This is a genomic window from Dehalogenimonas sp. THU2, from assembly GCF_039749495.1.
Classification (GTDB): domain Bacteria; phylum Chloroflexota; class Dehalococcoidia; order Dehalococcoidales; family Dehalococcoidaceae; genus Dehalogenimonas.
Map to the genome: position 1 here is coordinate 15,190 of NZ_JBDLLU010000014.1, position 15,945 is coordinate 31,134.

General features: G+C 50.9%; 13 protein-coding genes. 1 reads left to right on the top strand and 12 read right to left on the bottom strand.

The genetic code is table 11. The features are described from left to right. Positions 1-146 precede the first annotated feature (146 nt). On the bottom strand, positions 147-3,461 hold the full coding sequence (locus ABFB09_RS07980) for a DNA methyltransferase (RefSeq protein WP_347000977.1): 3,315 nt from the start codon (positions 3,459-3,461) through the stop codon (positions 147-149). A gap of 3 nt (positions 3,462-3,464) precedes the next feature. Further along, positions 3,465-6,842: a helicase-related protein gene (locus ABFB09_RS07985; protein WP_347000978.1), complete on the bottom strand. Its 3,378-nt coding sequence runs from the start codon at positions 6,840-6,842 to the stop codon at positions 3,465-3,467. A gap of 864 nt (positions 6,843-7,706) precedes the next feature. On the opposite strand from ABFB09_RS07985, the gene ABFB09_RS07990 reads away from it, so the two are divergent. Further along, on the top strand, positions 7,707-8,522 hold the full coding sequence (locus ABFB09_RS07990) for a hypothetical protein (protein ID WP_347000979.1): 816 nt from the start codon (positions 7,707-7,709) through the stop codon (positions 8,520-8,522). A gap of 209 nt (positions 8,523-8,731) precedes the next feature. On the opposite strand, the gene ABFB09_RS07995 is transcribed toward ABFB09_RS07990, so the two are convergent. The 10 genes from ABFB09_RS07995 to ABFB09_RS08040 form a co-directional block, all read right to left on the bottom strand. Then, complete coding sequence (locus tag ABFB09_RS07995; RefSeq protein ID WP_347000980.1) at positions 8,732-9,640, bottom strand: hypothetical protein; 909 nt, start codon at positions 9,638-9,640, stop codon at positions 8,732-8,734. Further along, the gene (locus tag ABFB09_RS08000; protein WP_347000981.1) at positions 9,637-10,140 is read right to left on the bottom strand and encodes a hypothetical protein; all 504 of its coding nucleotides are present in this window, start codon (positions 10,138-10,140) and stop codon (positions 9,637-9,639) included. Before ABFB09_RS08000 ends, ABFB09_RS07995 begins: the two co-directional genes overlap by 4 nt. Before the next feature lie 106 nt (positions 10,141-10,246). Beyond that, a complete protein-coding gene (locus ABFB09_RS08005) occupies positions 10,247-10,528 on the bottom strand; it encodes a hypothetical protein (protein WP_347000982.1) in 282 nt (93 codons plus the stop codon). A 21-nt stretch (positions 10,529-10,549) separates the two neighbouring features. Continuing rightward, on the bottom strand, positions 10,550-11,887 hold the full coding sequence (locus tag ABFB09_RS08010) for a hypothetical protein (RefSeq protein WP_347000983.1): 1,338 nt from the start codon (positions 11,885-11,887) through the stop codon (positions 10,550-10,552). Then, on the bottom strand, positions 11,880-12,200 hold the full coding sequence (locus ABFB09_RS08015; protein WP_347000984.1) for a hypothetical protein: 321 nt from the start codon (positions 12,198-12,200) through the stop codon (positions 11,880-11,882). Before ABFB09_RS08015 ends, ABFB09_RS08010 begins: the two co-directional genes overlap by 8 nt. Before the next feature lie 12 nt (positions 12,201-12,212). Further along, complete coding sequence (locus ABFB09_RS08020; protein ID WP_347000985.1) at positions 12,213-12,995, bottom strand: hypothetical protein; 783 nt, start codon at positions 12,993-12,995, stop codon at positions 12,213-12,215. A 29-nt stretch (positions 12,996-13,024) separates the two neighbouring features. Next, positions 13,025-13,453: a hypothetical protein gene (locus ABFB09_RS08025; protein WP_347000986.1), complete on the bottom strand. Its 429-nt coding sequence runs from the start codon at positions 13,451-13,453 to the stop codon at positions 13,025-13,027. After that, positions 13,453-14,322: a hypothetical protein gene (locus ABFB09_RS08030; RefSeq protein ID WP_347000987.1), complete on the bottom strand. Its 870-nt coding sequence runs from the start codon at positions 14,320-14,322 to the stop codon at positions 13,453-13,455. Before ABFB09_RS08030 ends, ABFB09_RS08025 begins: the two co-directional genes overlap by 1 nt. A 75-nt stretch (positions 14,323-14,397) precedes the next feature. Further along, a complete protein-coding gene (locus tag ABFB09_RS08035; RefSeq protein ID WP_347000988.1) occupies positions 14,398-15,417 on the bottom strand; it encodes a hypothetical protein in 1,020 nt (339 codons plus the stop codon). Between the two features lie 13 nt (positions 15,418-15,430). Beyond that, a complete protein-coding gene (locus ABFB09_RS08040) occupies positions 15,431-15,817 on the bottom strand; it encodes a hypothetical protein (protein ID WP_347000989.1) in 387 nt (128 codons plus the stop codon). Positions 15,818-15,945: the final 128 nt, after the last annotated feature.

Below are 15,945 nucleotides of genomic sequence, written 5' to 3' on the forward strand. Positions count from 1 at the left end.
CAAATTTGGTCTCTATCCATCAGAATAATAGCAGAGGTTGCACTATCTGACAATTGTTGGTGTCCCCGAGGGAGAAAACGGATTTGGTTATCCCAGGAATGACGATTGGCAACGGGGTCCTTTTTGCCTGGTTTCCAATCCCGCTATTATTCTTCGGCATCGGACATCGCGCTCATGCGGTACTTAATATCGTAGTTGATGATAAAGTCAAGTTCTTCTTCGGTAAAACCGTAACGCTTCGCGAGGACACGGTCTATTTCATCAATGATGTGCTTTGACCCACTTGGATTAAATATCGTCTGTTCCCTGCTTCCAGTTGTTGCGTAATCTTGAACTCGCCCTTTGGCATTCTTCTGTAAATCAAGAACCAGTTGTTTACCCAAACATGAAAGCTCTCTAATTAAAGGCTCCTCTGCCTCGAAATAAAAGGGGAAACTGAAAATCATATAGTCTTTACAGTTATACATATCGAAGTGCAAGGTGTAATACCACCACCAGAGATTCGAACTCAATACAGCTAACACCGCTCTGACATCGGTTTCTTCGGACAAACAAGTAACTTTATTGCATTTACTCTCCGACTCAAATGGAACGTCCATGAAGATCTTGTAATAACGACCGCCCGCTGTCCGGTAGCAAAGTTTTTGACCTGTGGTATGTTTGTTGGGAGAAACAAGCTCTCGAAGAATATGTTCACTCAAGATTTTATTCATGATACTTGATTCGATTGACGACCTTATCTTGGGTTCAGCGAATGGGAATAGTCTCGGAAAACCGATGGTGGATACGTAGCAAAGATTCTTAAACAAAAAATCTCGATATTCCGGGTTCCATCTCAAATATGTCGTGGTGTAGACGAGATTTTGCTTTGCACCCTTGGTAACTTTGCTGATAATTATAGTTAGGTTCATGTCTACGCCAACGAATAATTTACTGGGTCTAACGGCGTATATTGAAATCCATGCGGTGCTAACCGATTGATACAAGGCTTTTACGAATCCTTCCATTCGTGGTGTAGATGTTGAACTTATTGGAACAATGATTCCGTTAAAACCTTTCTCTCTCGCCAGCTTCAGTGTGCGTTCATAGATAAAAGCATAAAGGTTGCCGGTATTTGACGTTGTCAACGAATCAAGACGAACATTATACTTAAATTTACCTTGACTGTACTCGACGTATGGCGGGTTTCCGATTATCACATCGAAACCGCCATTCTTCACCATTATCCGGTAGAACTCCACAAACCAATGGAACGGCTGATGGCTCTCACGCCAGCTATCGAATTCAGTCTTCCTATTTAGATTTACGCCGTAGTCGGTCGCCAAGTAACGGTTAAGCTCATCCCGAAGGTTAGCCAACCGCGCCTGTAGTTCGCCTTTGGCATCCGAATAATGGTTCGGCTGCATGCCATATTCGGTTTGCTGTTCGCGGAACCGAGTGAATGCCTTGTCGGCCAACTCAGCGCTTTCGTTGATGCGCGTGAGCGCGGCCAGATCGTCGGGCGATAACATGCGGAAACTGGCGCCTGCCATGGTCATGGCTTTCTTAACAGCTTCCAGCGACGTAAAACCCACCAATGTGTTGCCGGCACGGATATTGAAATCAATGTCCGGCAGTGGCTCTACATCTTCGAAGCGCTCCACCTGGGCGACTAATTTTAGGAACAACCGAAGCTTGCAGATTTCGACAGCCTCGGCCATGATATCCACGCCATACAGGTTCTTGAGAACGATGGACTTCAAGATGAAATAGCTACGGGAAGGGTGTCTAGAGCGATCATTAGCCTGATCAAGCACCTTGCGGAAGTCGGAGTACTTCTCAGGGTGGTGTATCACGCCGGACGAGTCCAGCTCCCCGACGAAGACCTCCATACGGTCGAGACAAGCCTCGTAAAGGGGCTCTAGGATATTCAGGGCTGCGAACAAGAAAGCCCCTGAACCGCAGGTGGGGTCGAGAACCGATATCTGCTCGATGCCCTGATAAAATGCGGCCAACAATTCGGTCCCTTCGAACTCCGCGATAGCATCTTGAGCGAATTGGCGCAGGTCGAGGTTATAGGTAATGAAATCGTTGATAGAATGAATTTCACCGGCTGCAAGTTTGGCACGCACCTCAAGGCAGCGCGTACGGCGCGCCACATGCTCGCGCCAGGTTTCAGTTGGAAGGGCGAACTCATCGTTCGCAGGACGATTCCAACCACTTCTTTTGGACATGTCGCCAATCCCGGCTTCGATATCTGCCGGGAGAGGTAGATCAACGCCCTTCTTCACGGCGTTGTAGATGTAGTGGTCAGGATCATCCTTGAGCAAACGCCACAAAGAGGAACCAGGCTGGAAAGCGACGGCGCATTTCTTCGCTGCTATATCGAACAGAAATGGCACGATGGTGCTTTTACTGATGTATTCGGTTATGTCCTCCTTGGTGTAATAGGCTCCCATGTCTTTTTGGTTGATGTACTTCTCGAAGATGTAGCCCAACACGTCGGGATTTATCTCGTTACCAGGACGGTTGATCCGAATATCCAAATGCCATTCCCAATCGTCGAAGAAATCGAAAAGCCGCTCGAAAGCCTCGTCCGGGATCTGGATATCGGGATTTGCGGCCTCGAGTTGGTGGGTGTCGAAAAGGCCGCCGTTGAGATATGGAACTTTCCCCAGCAACATTTTTAGTTCCATGGTGCGTTCGCTTTCGCGTTGCCCCAAACCCTCATGAAAAAGACGGCACAGGAAGGCGCGGTAGAATGAATGAAACTTGTCACTGCCCTGTGTGCCACGCACTATCTCCAGACGGTGGCGCAGGTACCCCATATCACCGTCCAGAAAACCTTTCTTCTGGATGAAGTAAATAAACATCAGGCGGTTCAACATCAAGGATGCGTACCACTGACAGTCGGCCACTGCTTCTATTCCTTGGATGAACGAGAGGAAAGCCTTATGCTCGTCCTTGAAACGCTCATAGAAGCGTTTAGTCACGCGATCAACGTCGAATGCCTGGCGGGTTTTGCTGAGTACGTCAACGATGGTCAGTTTCTCTTCTTCCTCGATGCTGATCATGAGCGTCTGCAGCTTTTGGATTAAGGAGTCGCCCGTTTGCCCACATGTGTAGGTATGTTCTCGGCGGGCACTAGGCTTGCCTTTCTCGCGCCGGACCCATTGCCAGGTTTGCGTTGTCCTATCCCGGTCAACAAAAATAACGATATGCTCATGGGCGCTCTTGGCCACCTTCCGGTCGATCTTGCCGCGGGTAACGTAGTTAGGTATCCTTCCATCAATTCCCGGCTGGCATTCATAAGCCACCATACCGTGCTTCTCAGCAACGGCGCTCAAAACATAGCTATGACCGTCCTGTTCTACAATGAGAGGCGTGGCGCGGTGGTGGTTCCAGCCGAGCTCCTCAATGAAGAGAGCCGGGAGATTGCACGTTTTCAGCTTTTGGCGCAGAGATGCAACGGCTTCAGTCATTGGTTAACCTTTCTCGGAAAATAACCCCATCGAGCAGATGATACGAGGCTCAGCCTCGACTTCTTCTTCGATTACGATGCTCAAGCGGTCTTCTGCGCGCAGGGCAATAACCAGTTCGGCCAGAGTATCGTCACCAATGCCGGACTTGAGCTGACGATTGAGCGTGTCGATGGCGGCTTGACGCAATGGATAGCGGTAAACATCATCGATAACCTTGTGCAACTCGTCGCGGTCGAACAGTGTTCCTTGAACTTGAGCGGCGTAGCGTTTAAGGCGTTCGTAGGTGCGGAAGCGGGCACCCGAGGGACGTCCCAGCTGCCCACCTACCAGTTTTTCGTCGGCGCACACCTGTTTAACAGCTTCCTCAACCAGGTGATGATGGTACCCTCGGCGGGGTATGGCCGGTGTTTTCGGCTCGCAGCAAGCCGCATCGAGAATTCGCAACTGGGACTGCGTGACGCTCTTGCCCTCTTTATCCACCCAGGCCAGAGAATCGTTGCCCTCCGCCGTTCGAACATATACCAGTACACCCTGCGGCAGTCCGGCTTTACTCTCATGCCCGCGGGTGGAATAGACGACGTCAGACAGATCAGAGATGGTTTTCAGAAGTGATGGGTCGGTATCGACGGCGTTCTTCCATATCTGATAGGCGTAGGAGGACAGGTCTACCTCTGTATCAGTTTCACCGTCAAAAATACCGGCTCTCTCGTTATATAGATCCATGATAGGTTGTTTCCCGTCATCATCCTCAAAGAAAGATTCGTCGGTACCCACCACCTCGGCGTTTTCTTGCAGACGTTGCTTCACCCGGGCGCGGAGTTTGATGATGCGTTCTATGCCATCGGCAGGCAGGAAGGAGTAACATAAAATCCTTTCTGCTTTCTGTCCGATGCGATCCACGCGCCCGGCGCGCTGTACCAGCCGGATAATGGCCCAGGGCAAGTCGAAATTGACCACGATATGCGCGTCCTGCAGGTTCTGGCCTTCGCTCAGGACATCAGTAGCTACCAATACGCGGATTTGCTGATCGGGAGGAAAGACGGCTGTCTTCTCGTTGCTCTCGGGGCTGAACCGCCAGGCATCCATGGTTGGATCTGCTGAATCCCCGGTCACGCCCTGGATTCCTTTGACCCCCAATTTTGCCATTTGCTCGGACAGGTAATTTACGGTATCTGCGAACTGGCTGAAAATCAAAACCTTGTTGTCCGGATGCTGCTCGTTGACCAACTTAATCAGTGCTTCTAGTTTTGAGTCTTTGCTGACATCCCAAATTCCGCAGAGTTTTAACACAGCGATGAGCGCCCTGGCATCGGCTTCAAGGTGAATGGCAAGGTCTTTTTTGAATATTGTGGATCGCAGCCATTTGAAGCGGTTCTTGCCTTGTCCCGCATAATATTGATAAGTTTTTGCCGCCTGGTTCAAAAAGTCCGCTTCGGTAGGAATGTGGTTGATATCCAGATTCGAGGTATAGACTTCGTTTTCATCATTATCAAACATCACAGCCGTAGATTCGTCGGGATCGGCGTCGGACGTCCGCGTGTCCAGCAGTTCCGCGGCTTGCGCACCAAGAGGGATATCAAGACCGTTCCTGATTGCGAAGAGCACCACATAATTTCGCAGGATATGGCGATGGATGGACTGTAGGAACGCCGGACCGCCACTCTCCAGCCTTTTAAATAGGTTCACGCGGCAGAAGCCCATCAATCGTTTACCGCCGCGGGATAGATCTAGCAATATCTTGTTTTCGGCGGAGGTAGGTGGCGGGACGGGTTTTGGCACTACATACTCCCCCAAGCCGTAGCGGGGTAGGTTCAAGACGTTAATGATGTCGACGATCTTGCTCTGGTACAGACGCGCGTACTGGTCATGCGGGTCATCATCTCTTATTTTGAATTTGGCGGTTTTGGGTACCCTCATCGGAAAATATGATTTCGAACCATCCTCGAAAAGCAGATACTTTCTTCCAGTCTCATCCGGCTCCGCGTAATTGTCCTGAACGAAACTCCTGGTGCGACGCACCATATAAAGGCGCATAATGTCGCGCCAGTCATCCGCCCAAACGCTATGCTCGAAAGCCGCCAGGGATCGCAAAGCACACTGGTGCTGGCGGATAAACTCGGTGTCACCTATCTCTTTTATCGCTCTCTCAGGTCTAATGCCAATATCTTTATCTTCAGCTAAAAACAGTCGCAACTGCGCGGAAAGATCCAGATAAGTCTTGTTATAGGGCGTGGCCGTAAGTAAGATGCACTTGCTTTCGTTTTCCTGCACGTATTCCGAAATGGCACGATAGCGGCGGCCTTCTTGATTACGTAGGTTATGGCTCTCGTCGATAATCACCACACGGTGCCTTCGCAATGTGGGCAGTATCTGTATCACACGGCTCAACGAAACGACTTTCCCTATGATTCGATACCGATCGACATAGTCCTGCCACATCTTTACGAGGTTCTTGGGGCAAATAATCAGTGTCTCCAGCGACTGGTCGTCCTGGAAAATGCGCGCCAGTGCGGTTGCTACCAGTGTCTTCCCCAATCCGACGACGTCTCCTATAAGAACGCCGCCCCGTTTGTTGAGATGATGGGCGGCAATTTTTACAGCGGCCGTCTGGAACTCAAACAACCGGTCGCCGAAATCGGCCGGAATCTTATACTCGGAAAGACCTGCGCGTGCCTCCCGGGAAAGATGGTAAGCCATTTTAAGATAGATGTGATAGGGGGGAGGCTGCTTTTCACGAGCCCAACTGGTATCGATAATCTCGGCGAGCTCTGCAGAGATATCGAGACACCACCGGTCATTCCAGCGTTCGTTAAACCACTTTCCGAGCTTCTCGCATGCGTCCTGGTCGAGCACATCTACGTTCAATTCACCCTGTGTCGCCAGACCAGCGAAAGTGAGGTTGCTGCTGCCAACAAAACCGGCGCATGGGTTGTTCGGATCGGTCCTGTGAAGCAGGTAGAGTTTGGCGTGAAGCGACTGCTTCAAGTAAAGCTTGACGAAGACCTTGTTAGCCTTCAACTGGGCGCTGAGACGGCGTAATCCTGCTTCATCATCGTTCGTCGGAGCCCCTATCAACAATTGGTCATGGAATTCTTGAGCCACCTGTTTTTTTAGCCTGAGTATCTCCTGCTGATCGGGCGTTCCACGCTGCGATAAGCCCATCAGCGAACGAAGCTGTTCTCGGGGCAAGGGTTGCATACCGATAAGCAGGCGGCAGCATGCCTCTTCACCGCCACACCACGGCTCGATGTATTGATCTATGTGTTTCCAACCGCGCAGATTGAAGTAACCGACGCAAAAATCTGCACGTTCGGAGACTTCAAGAGAATCGCGAAGAGCGCGGAGAAGTACTAACTCAATATTGTCGAAAATCCTTGGCATATAGCACTCTCTCCACGTAGGAATAATTTTGGAAATCCGCCACAGAAGCTAGACGTTTTTCGTTAGGGCATATTACCATCAGAATGGATTTGTATCAATGTAATCCACCAGCATTTGGGCGGTATTGAATAAGATAGGTCATAGTGTCTGTGTTCCCATGGCTTATTGGTTCGTTATATTAAAAGCACATTAATGTAACATTAGAGCCCTAATGTTACATTTGGCAATCGTGAGCAAACGTGCCGAATACGGGTGCCCGGAGGGAGCATCCCCGTTCCTGGACCAAAATTTTTTTAAATTTTGAAACAGTTGGCCTAAACCACTTAACTAATTACAGTGTATCGTGTTTGGTAGCTGATTCAGTTTTATCACCGTGCGAAGTGATCCAAAACGGAATGCCTTTACGCCGTGTGTTTACGCCCTTATAATCAACTGGATAATAAAAGGGCTGGGTTTTTGCCTACTATTTCCATGGTTATACCGTCCAATACCCCCGCACTCACTAACAGGGGGTGGCAAACACCATATAGAAACCATAAGAACAACTCGTAAAAGGAGCTCGCTGTGATAGATTCCGCAAAGAATGGGTTTGATCCAATGTGGGATATTCCGATTACAGGCGGGCTCCGTTGCGTATCAGAGCTCCGTAAACATCTCTCTATCCAAGAAAAGGAATACCTTACTTTCGATAGTCGACTATCGAATGATTGCCGAAGTTATTTTCTTTACATCGCTCTAGATGAGGTTACGAAAGCATCCACACATCTAATGCGTCTCCGGGAATTACTAGATCATGAGACTAAACCACCCCAGAAGAAATTGGTTTCTCGACTGGTGACTACTAGTGTCTTTGAAGAACAGCATATGCGTATCAGACGTCTACTTGAGCTATTAATAAATTTGGTTCTATTCTCTTCAACAAACGATCAAGCATATTATCGTCACTTATTATTACTTGAAGATTTGGCACACAACTCAGGGATGGACAAAGACCTTTATGATTTTTGGGGACAATCTAGTCTCCGTATCCAAGACTATACAAAATCCCAAATCCAATGGATTCATGATGCGGAATCTAAGGTTGACTTGGTTTCTTGTTGGTATTTGAAAAACCAACGTCCGATTTTGCGTTCAACGGTTAAACAATTGGCTGCAGAAAATATTTTGAGTTCGTTTCGATCTCGTTTTAAACAAGCCCTTCTTTCTTTGACTAATACTGAACGAATTACCTGCGGTTATTCTTACTATTGGATATTTGGAACTTCAAGCGAAAACATACATTTCAGATCCAGCCGTTTGGATAATAACTTATCACTTGATGAATGGAGAATGCATATTCAAAGAATAGGACTTCTAATCTATTTGATAATTGACCGATGTTATCAAATTATGGGTAAACCAGTCGCATCTCAATGCGAAGAGATTTCGAAAAGCTTAGAGAATGAGGCTAGGTCATCTTCGATCATTAGAGATAAGACCGTGGGAGTATATGAATTAGGAGATTTAGTTTTTGCATATGGAGAACGTTCTAAGATTATAGAAATTAAAAATTCTCCCTATGGGTATCGGACATATAAAGTAAATTATCTCGACGATAAACAAAATAAGGTGAAAGAAGATTGGTGTCCTGCACCGTATATACAACCATATCAACCCATGAAAATAATCTTTAAAAAGTAACTTCTTGATGGTTATACGGCAGTAAAGAAACGGCCCCCTCAACTAACTGATAGCTACGCCCTATCGTCCAACACCCTTCTCCGCAGGCAGGTGCGATAATAATTGATGAATTCCTAGCGATACCACGTTTACCGACTTGTGACGCTAATCTCCCTTAGTTTTGGCTCGCAGTGTCTCAGAAAGTAGAAGCCCCGGGTGTCAGCGGCAGGTTAAAACAGCGTATAGGATGTGCCGATAATGGTAGGACCAGAAACACGGAAGCTGATCATGCTCTTATTGGTCAGAGGATTGGCCGAGTTCTGGATATAGACTGGTGAGCCATCCGGAGCGGTGTAGGTTTGAGAAGGCGTGTTGATATCGACCCTGTAAGCGGTGCCATTAATTCTCCACTCCTGGACTTTCCACTGCGCCAGACCATATCCGGTACCAAGCCCTGAGACCGTGGCTATTTCGCCGGCGGTATATAGCCGGTCGTTCTGCAGTATTAGCTGCCCTTGGAGTACAGAGACTTGATCTAGGGTGATCTTATACCCTGTCCCCGGGCCTACACCTCCACCGCCCTGTGATATTGCGGACATTGACAGATTTCGCACGGCATATTGCCCTGTGGCCTGCCCGAATATCTGTGGGTATTCCCGGGCCCGTATCTTGGCAGTGATGGTATGAGTCCCGACTGGTAAAGCCCCGATGGGCACGCTTCGGTTGACTTGCTGCGTTGGGTCGTTCTCAAAACCCCAACCGACCAATGATGGAATAATAACTTCCCACCGTCTGCCGGTTTCGTCTAATAATTCGACCTCGGCATACCAGCCTTGACCGAGGAATGGCCTTCCCTGGCGTTCTATAATAAATGCCAGGTTGACGGTTATGGTTGCATAGGGGTCGCTGACGTTAATCTGAACAGCCTTTGTGGCCAGCGCAGCGTCAGCCGGGGCGATATCTCCCTCATCGACATCAGGCGGCGGATTGTTAGGTGAAGGCAAGTACTTCTTGATAACCAGATAGCCGCCGACAGCCAGCGCGCCAAGTAGCACCACAGTTATCCAGTCGGTACCACTGCCGGTATTGACGACTAAAGTCGACGGTTGAGTCTGCGCGGATGTTTTGGCTGTGGTCATTTATCCGCTCTCCTCAGAGCGTATTCCTTAACAAGTACCGGCATGACCGGCATCTCGTAATATGGTTGCCATGGCTCACCGAGATGCGCCGCGAATTTAGCTGTCCGCGCCCAGCAGTATTGGTACCGATTGACGATTCGGGGAAACCGCCCTAGCGTGACACGAGACAGTACCGCCAACGGATAATCAAGTGCGTCATAACCATCGGCGCCGTATCTTCTGATAAAACGGTCGCATTCCGCCTGCTCCACTGGACGACTGATCCAATTAATAACCCTCGGTCGCCGACCACCGCTTTTATAGATAGCCACGTCCAGCGGAATGCGCCGATCGCCGGTACAGCTGCCAAAACGAAGCCATAGCGTGCTGCCATCAGCTTTCTGCCATGTTTCATTGGTACCATCAAGCACCTCATCCATGATCCAGCCATAAAACCTATCGTGACCAACGACCTGGGCGGTGTGCCACCATCCCCACCACTCCTGCCAGTTATCACGCACCCATTCGTCTGGGTCAAAATGGCGGAAGCCTGGCGCCAAAACCCCGGCCAGCGGGCCCCGGCGCGGCCACAGCAGAATTGAGCCGAGGCGAATATTTTCCTGATTTTCAGGGCTTATTTTTGTCTGGGTAGTGTGATTCATCATCCTCTCCGAAAAATCGGCTGTTTTCTGACCCCTTCAGCGCAGATAGCCGTTTTCTTTCGCTTTCTGACAATGGAAAACCCCATTTGCCGTTTCTAAACTCCATACCCCGGTTTGTCATTTCAGAAGGTGTCATACACCCGCGAGAAAGCCAGCTTCTTTTGGCATCTTTAAATATTCGATGGGTATCGAAAGCTTTGACGCTACTGAAATCCAAACCGCATGCGATACATTTATTCATCTTCATCTCGTTAAAGACCTCCGCGTATTATCCCCACACCCAGTCATAGGCAGGGTCTAACCGCCACATTTTAAATTGTGCATCCCAAACCCAGTCGACCCATACGCCTGCCAAATCAGCGTACACAGGTGCCGGTTTCGGTGTGGTCGGGCCGGCTGGTAAATCATCAAGCTCTTCGCGCCACATGTTGGCATAATCCAAATCCCATCGGTCTCCAGTCCAGTAGAACGGAATCACATCGTATCCGTTGTTGTTGTACGACCTATACGGTTCTGGTTGAGGCGGTATTACCACTTCTTCCACCTCATACCATGCCGCGTTCCAGTTAAGTTTCCAGACTGAGCCATCCCAAGCGTAGGGCACAAACCACAAAGCACCTCCCTGCCAATAGGTATAATGTGCCGGTTGAGGCGGTCTCGGGGGCGGATTTACCGGTGGTGGAGGCTCGATCGGATTCGGCTCAATCGGTGGGGCGACACCGCCTCCACCGCCTCTGGCACTGCTGAGAAGCGGGTTGTTGGTCATCAGCCATTCGGTGTAATACTGGCCGTTCCAATAATCGGTGTATCCGCCGTCAGGAGTCCGGTAGACCGTATAATCAGGCCGGTTCAAAACCTGCCATTGATAGTAATCCATACCGCCCGGATTGGCCGACTTATAAGCGGCGTAACCGGAATCCTTGCCGGTGGCCAGCCAGTCGTAATAGTTACCAAAATTGCCGGCGCTGATCCACGCCTGGTATCCTGGGTTATCGATGGGGAAGTCATAGACGTTGGTGCCGTCAGGCATATAGTTGCCGGAATTATCGAAAGCGGCATCAGCGGTGCCGCCATAACCAAGCGCCTGCTGCCACAATCGCCAATCGGCACCGAAATAATCCTCGAAATCGCTGTCGTAAAGCTGGATAGCACCACCCTGTCCCCGGGTCCGGATTAGCTCCAGCGTGTAACCCAAATGCCAGCCTTTGGCCTTGGCGACATATTCCTCTTTCGAGATCCCGGTGGCTTGGACGTTCCTGATGTCGTACCAGGACTCCCAGGAGATGATGGGGCCAAACGGCTTTAGCGGCGACAACGGGTTGGCTGGCGAGCCGGCGGGTTGTGTCGGGTCAATTGGCCCTCCGGTAAAGTATGATAGCGGTCGCTCGCTTTCGGGCAGATTCAGGAAATATTCCTGTCTCTCCGCCCATGTCGCAAATTCTTTAGGTGTGATACTGGAGCGGGTGCCGCCTTCGGTCTCGTCCCATCCTGGCGGATTAGAGCCGTCGCTTCCACCGCCAGGTGGCAGGGTGCCGGATTTATTCAGGTACAGGTAAGCCAGACCGAGCAGTCCGACACCGAGTAATACTTGCTCTGATTTAACCATTTGATGTTGGCCTCTCTCTCTTCCGCAGGCTGACGACGGTCTCCAGTGTGCCGAGTCTGCCGGTAAGATCGTTGACCTTGGCATGAACCTCTTTGACCTCACCGTCGGTGCATTTCAGTCGCTCCCGAAGGTCGTGATAATCCTCTTTTTGCTCTTCCCGAAGGCGGGCGTTTTCGTGTTGCTGTTGTTTGAAGTTGATGGCCACGTCCCGGCGCACGACGTTAATGAGAGCACTGATTCTCCAGACAGCGATCATTAGCCCGCCGAGGATCGACAGAGTGGACAGACCGATTTCAGGTGTGACTTCAAACATCAGACGTTCCTTCTAGGCAGGATAGACAAGCTCGATGGTATAGGTAACCTTCAGCTGTCCGGTATCAGGAACAGCGACAACGGGGGAAAGAACATCACGACAAGCCATAAAGGTTTGAAGGCCGGCGCTGTTAAAATACCACTTATAAAGAATGCCCACTTCACCAATATTAATAGAGCCACCGGAGTTGTTATTGAAGAATCTGATTAAAGTGTTTGTTAGTGTTTTTGATGGAGCGTCATAGCTGAGGTCATGAAGATTTGAGGCCGTAACACTCATTTGACCCGCACTCGTACCATCATTAATTGGTGTTTCGAGATTGAATCCTTCAAAGCTTTCAGATGCGGTTCCAGCTCCAATAACAATACCTTTGTCAGTGCTTCCGCCAACACCTAAAAATCCAGCTTCAGTTCCAGTGACGTTGACGTTAACGCTCGGAGTGCTAGAAGAAGCTTTGTAGTATCCCGGGACAAAAGTGTTTCCCCATCCTGAACCATTTGGCCAGATGGTTCCGTTGGTGGATTTAAGAGAATTGACACCGGCTTCAAAAGTAGCACTAGAAGGGTTTATTCCATAGGCTGACATATTGGCAAAAAGGAAATTATAGGCGTTTCGGTTCCAACTATGGCTGCGTTGTTTCCGAGCTTTAAGAGTGTGACCGTTCCGGTCTGATACCTCTAGAGTGAGGAACGACCGGAATGTCGGGATTTTTAGTTCTTGGCCGAGGCGTTCAAGATTGCGGTACTTTCGCTCCAGCTTCGGGTCTTCCGTGTAAGGGATCAATTCACGAGTCATGGTTTCTACTTCTCCTTATTGATTTTGCTCTATACGAGTTCGGCGACCGCGCCGATAGTCGGGATTGGTACTGTTAATGGCAGGGTTTCATCCCCGCCCGTGTCAGAATCGGTCACAGCAATGACATCCATGGAAGGTACCGGGACAGTCAGGCTTGGCGTGTAATAAAATGCACCGATGGCCGCGGCTACAACCTCCTCGGATATGGTCGGTTCCGGTAAATCAAGCGTTGAAGGCTTAATAGCCCGGTTGACCGCTCCAGTGATATAAACAATGAGTTGTTCGATTTCCGGGAGCTCCGGCACCTGGCGCAAGGTCACAGCGTCACGGGGACTGATGCCATCCTCAAGGTTAGTGATACGTTTCTGATTCCAGTTTTTATTGACATCGATGGTCAGCTCGGACAGATTACTGATCCCGCCGCCGCTACCTCCGGCTCCCTGGGGCGCGTATCCCATTATTCAGCCCCTCCTATCTCATCGACAGTCAGGCTGCTGATTGTCCCGCCGGTGACCGAGTACTGCAGGTTGATGGCATCTCCGGAGTGCACAGGCGCCGAAAAGGTGTATAGGCAGTCGGCAGTTAGAGCCGTTCCACCGTTTAGTTTTTCCAGCACGTCGCCGGCGCCGACCGTTCGATGCAACGACAGCACGCCAGCCACGCTGACACAGGCACTGATGCGCCAGTACGACGGCGAGTTGGTCGATTTAACGTCGGCGGTCAATATGTCGGTATTAGCAGCAGGCAAAGCCGTATTAAATACCCGTGCCTTGCCGATGGGAATCAGCTTTTCTAAAAGAGCTTGAACTGGAGCATCGGTGACATCCGGCACCACGATCTCGCTGCGGCCGGTGAAGAGCTGAAGCGTCTTTCCGGTCTGTGCCGGCCATGTCAGGTATATACGCCAAAACGGAAACGACTTGACCGGGTTGAAGCGGTCGAGATAGATCACATCAGCCTGAGGCGAGTTAAGCCGAACGCCAACACCGGCCAAAGTACCGTCAGTCCAAGCAGCCAGCGAGCGGCCCTCGATCCGGTACTCCACGTCTGTCTGCGCCGCGGTCATGTCAACGGTCTGCGTCTGATACGGGAAGAAGCTGCCTTCCTCCATGCGCTGCCGGAGCTCTACCAAAGACGAGACGTCAATACCGTAAAGGTACTCCAGCATATTCTGTCCGCTCTGCCCGTTACCAGGGCCCGGGGCAGAACCGTTAACGGCTGCCAGAATCTGTTTTAATATCAGTCGCTGCTCCAGTAGCAGGTTATCAACACGCGAGACCCAGTCCAGAGGCCCGGAGGCGGGCGGTGTATATGTTTCTATTTGCACGAATCTCCTCCTATTTAAAGCGGGGCGGGAGGCTCTCCTGCCTTTCCCGCCCCGGTGCTTTAAGACTGCAGCGTATTAACGTCCTACATAGGACGGATTGATAGCCTGCAGCTGATCCCAGTAGATGATGGTGTCGTCGCCAGCGGCGTAATTCTCGATGGTCAGACCGAGTTTCACGCGGCCCTGCTGGGTCTGGCGAAGGTCCATGCCATAGACCGGATGGAAGCCGCGGCCGCGGAATTTCCGCAGGTCAATGACAGCGAGGCCGTCGGGCAGGTTCATATGGCCGGTGATGGTATCGGCTACCTGGAACGGATAGCCGGCAATCTTGCCCTGGAAGGAGGAAACTTTAAGACCTTCCCAGGTCTGCTCAAAGATAGTCTGGCCGGTGCCGGGGATGCTTAACTTGATACCGGTGACCTCGTCATTCTTGCGGACGGGCCGAGTAGCGGTTTCATCTTGCACCAGCATAAAGATGCGGCGCAGCCAGTTGCCAGTGGGCACATCGATCTCTTCTGAGAAGTCGCTCTTATTGGCGGTGTGCGTCTTAGTCATGGACGAACCGATGGGAGTCATCAGGTCGCCGGTAATCGGTACGCCAAGAATGTGGTTGACCTCGTACCGGAAGGAGCCGGAGTCAAGTGTGATGGTGTCGTCGACCACAGAGTTGGCCGTGGTGGTCAGCTTCACCAAGAATTCGGACAGGGCTCGGGCCGGAATAACCGCGCTCATGTCGAACGGGTCGGCCGGGTTGCTGCCCGGGTGGAACACGAAGGTGACAATGCCGTTCGTGCCGGACTGCAGGTTGATCATCGGGGTGCCGAAGTCATACAGCGTCCACAGCGCCAGCAGGCGACCCATCTGTTCGCCACTCATGCCGAGGTAGGCGCGACCGCCGTCACCCTCGATCTTGAGGTTCTGAATTACCCTGAATAGGCCATCTGGCTGCACGGCGGTCAGAGCTGCTGACATGGTCAGGTTAGCCTGAATTTTGATCTCAGTGATCAAACCCTCACGAGGAAGGGACAGAGCTGAGAGATCTGAAGACGCCGCCCATGTGGAGACGTCGGTTACGCGTTTAATCTGTGTTTGCACTTTTCATGCCCTCCTAAAAGGCGCTCGCGGCGGTATTGGTGGTGGTAGCTGCCTGAGTGACCGTGGTGGCCACCCCGACCCGAGGCAGTGGCAGTTTAGACAGAATGCCGCTGGTAAAAGTGCGGACGTTGCCGCGGATATTGACGACTTCCTGAACGCCGTCGTAGGTCAGGAACATGGCGCCGAGATTGGCGGCATCGCGGCCGATGACACTGGGGCCGAATTTATAGGTGGCATAAGCCAGACCGAGTTTCACGGCCCAAGCCGGAGCCTGCGGGATGACACCCTGGGCGGCGCCGGCAACAGCATCGCCGACACCACCAACCACCGCACCGACGCCGACTGCGCCGACCGGTAGGTCAAAAACTTTAAAATCTGAGATGGCTTTCATTTGGATCATGGTCGATTACCCCTTCACGAACCGGACTTTACCGCCACGCATGCAGTATTTCCGGCCTTTTCTTGTTCGTTTGCATTCACCGTTTTTCATTTTTGCCATAATGTTTTGTTTGCGATCCTCTCTTTCGT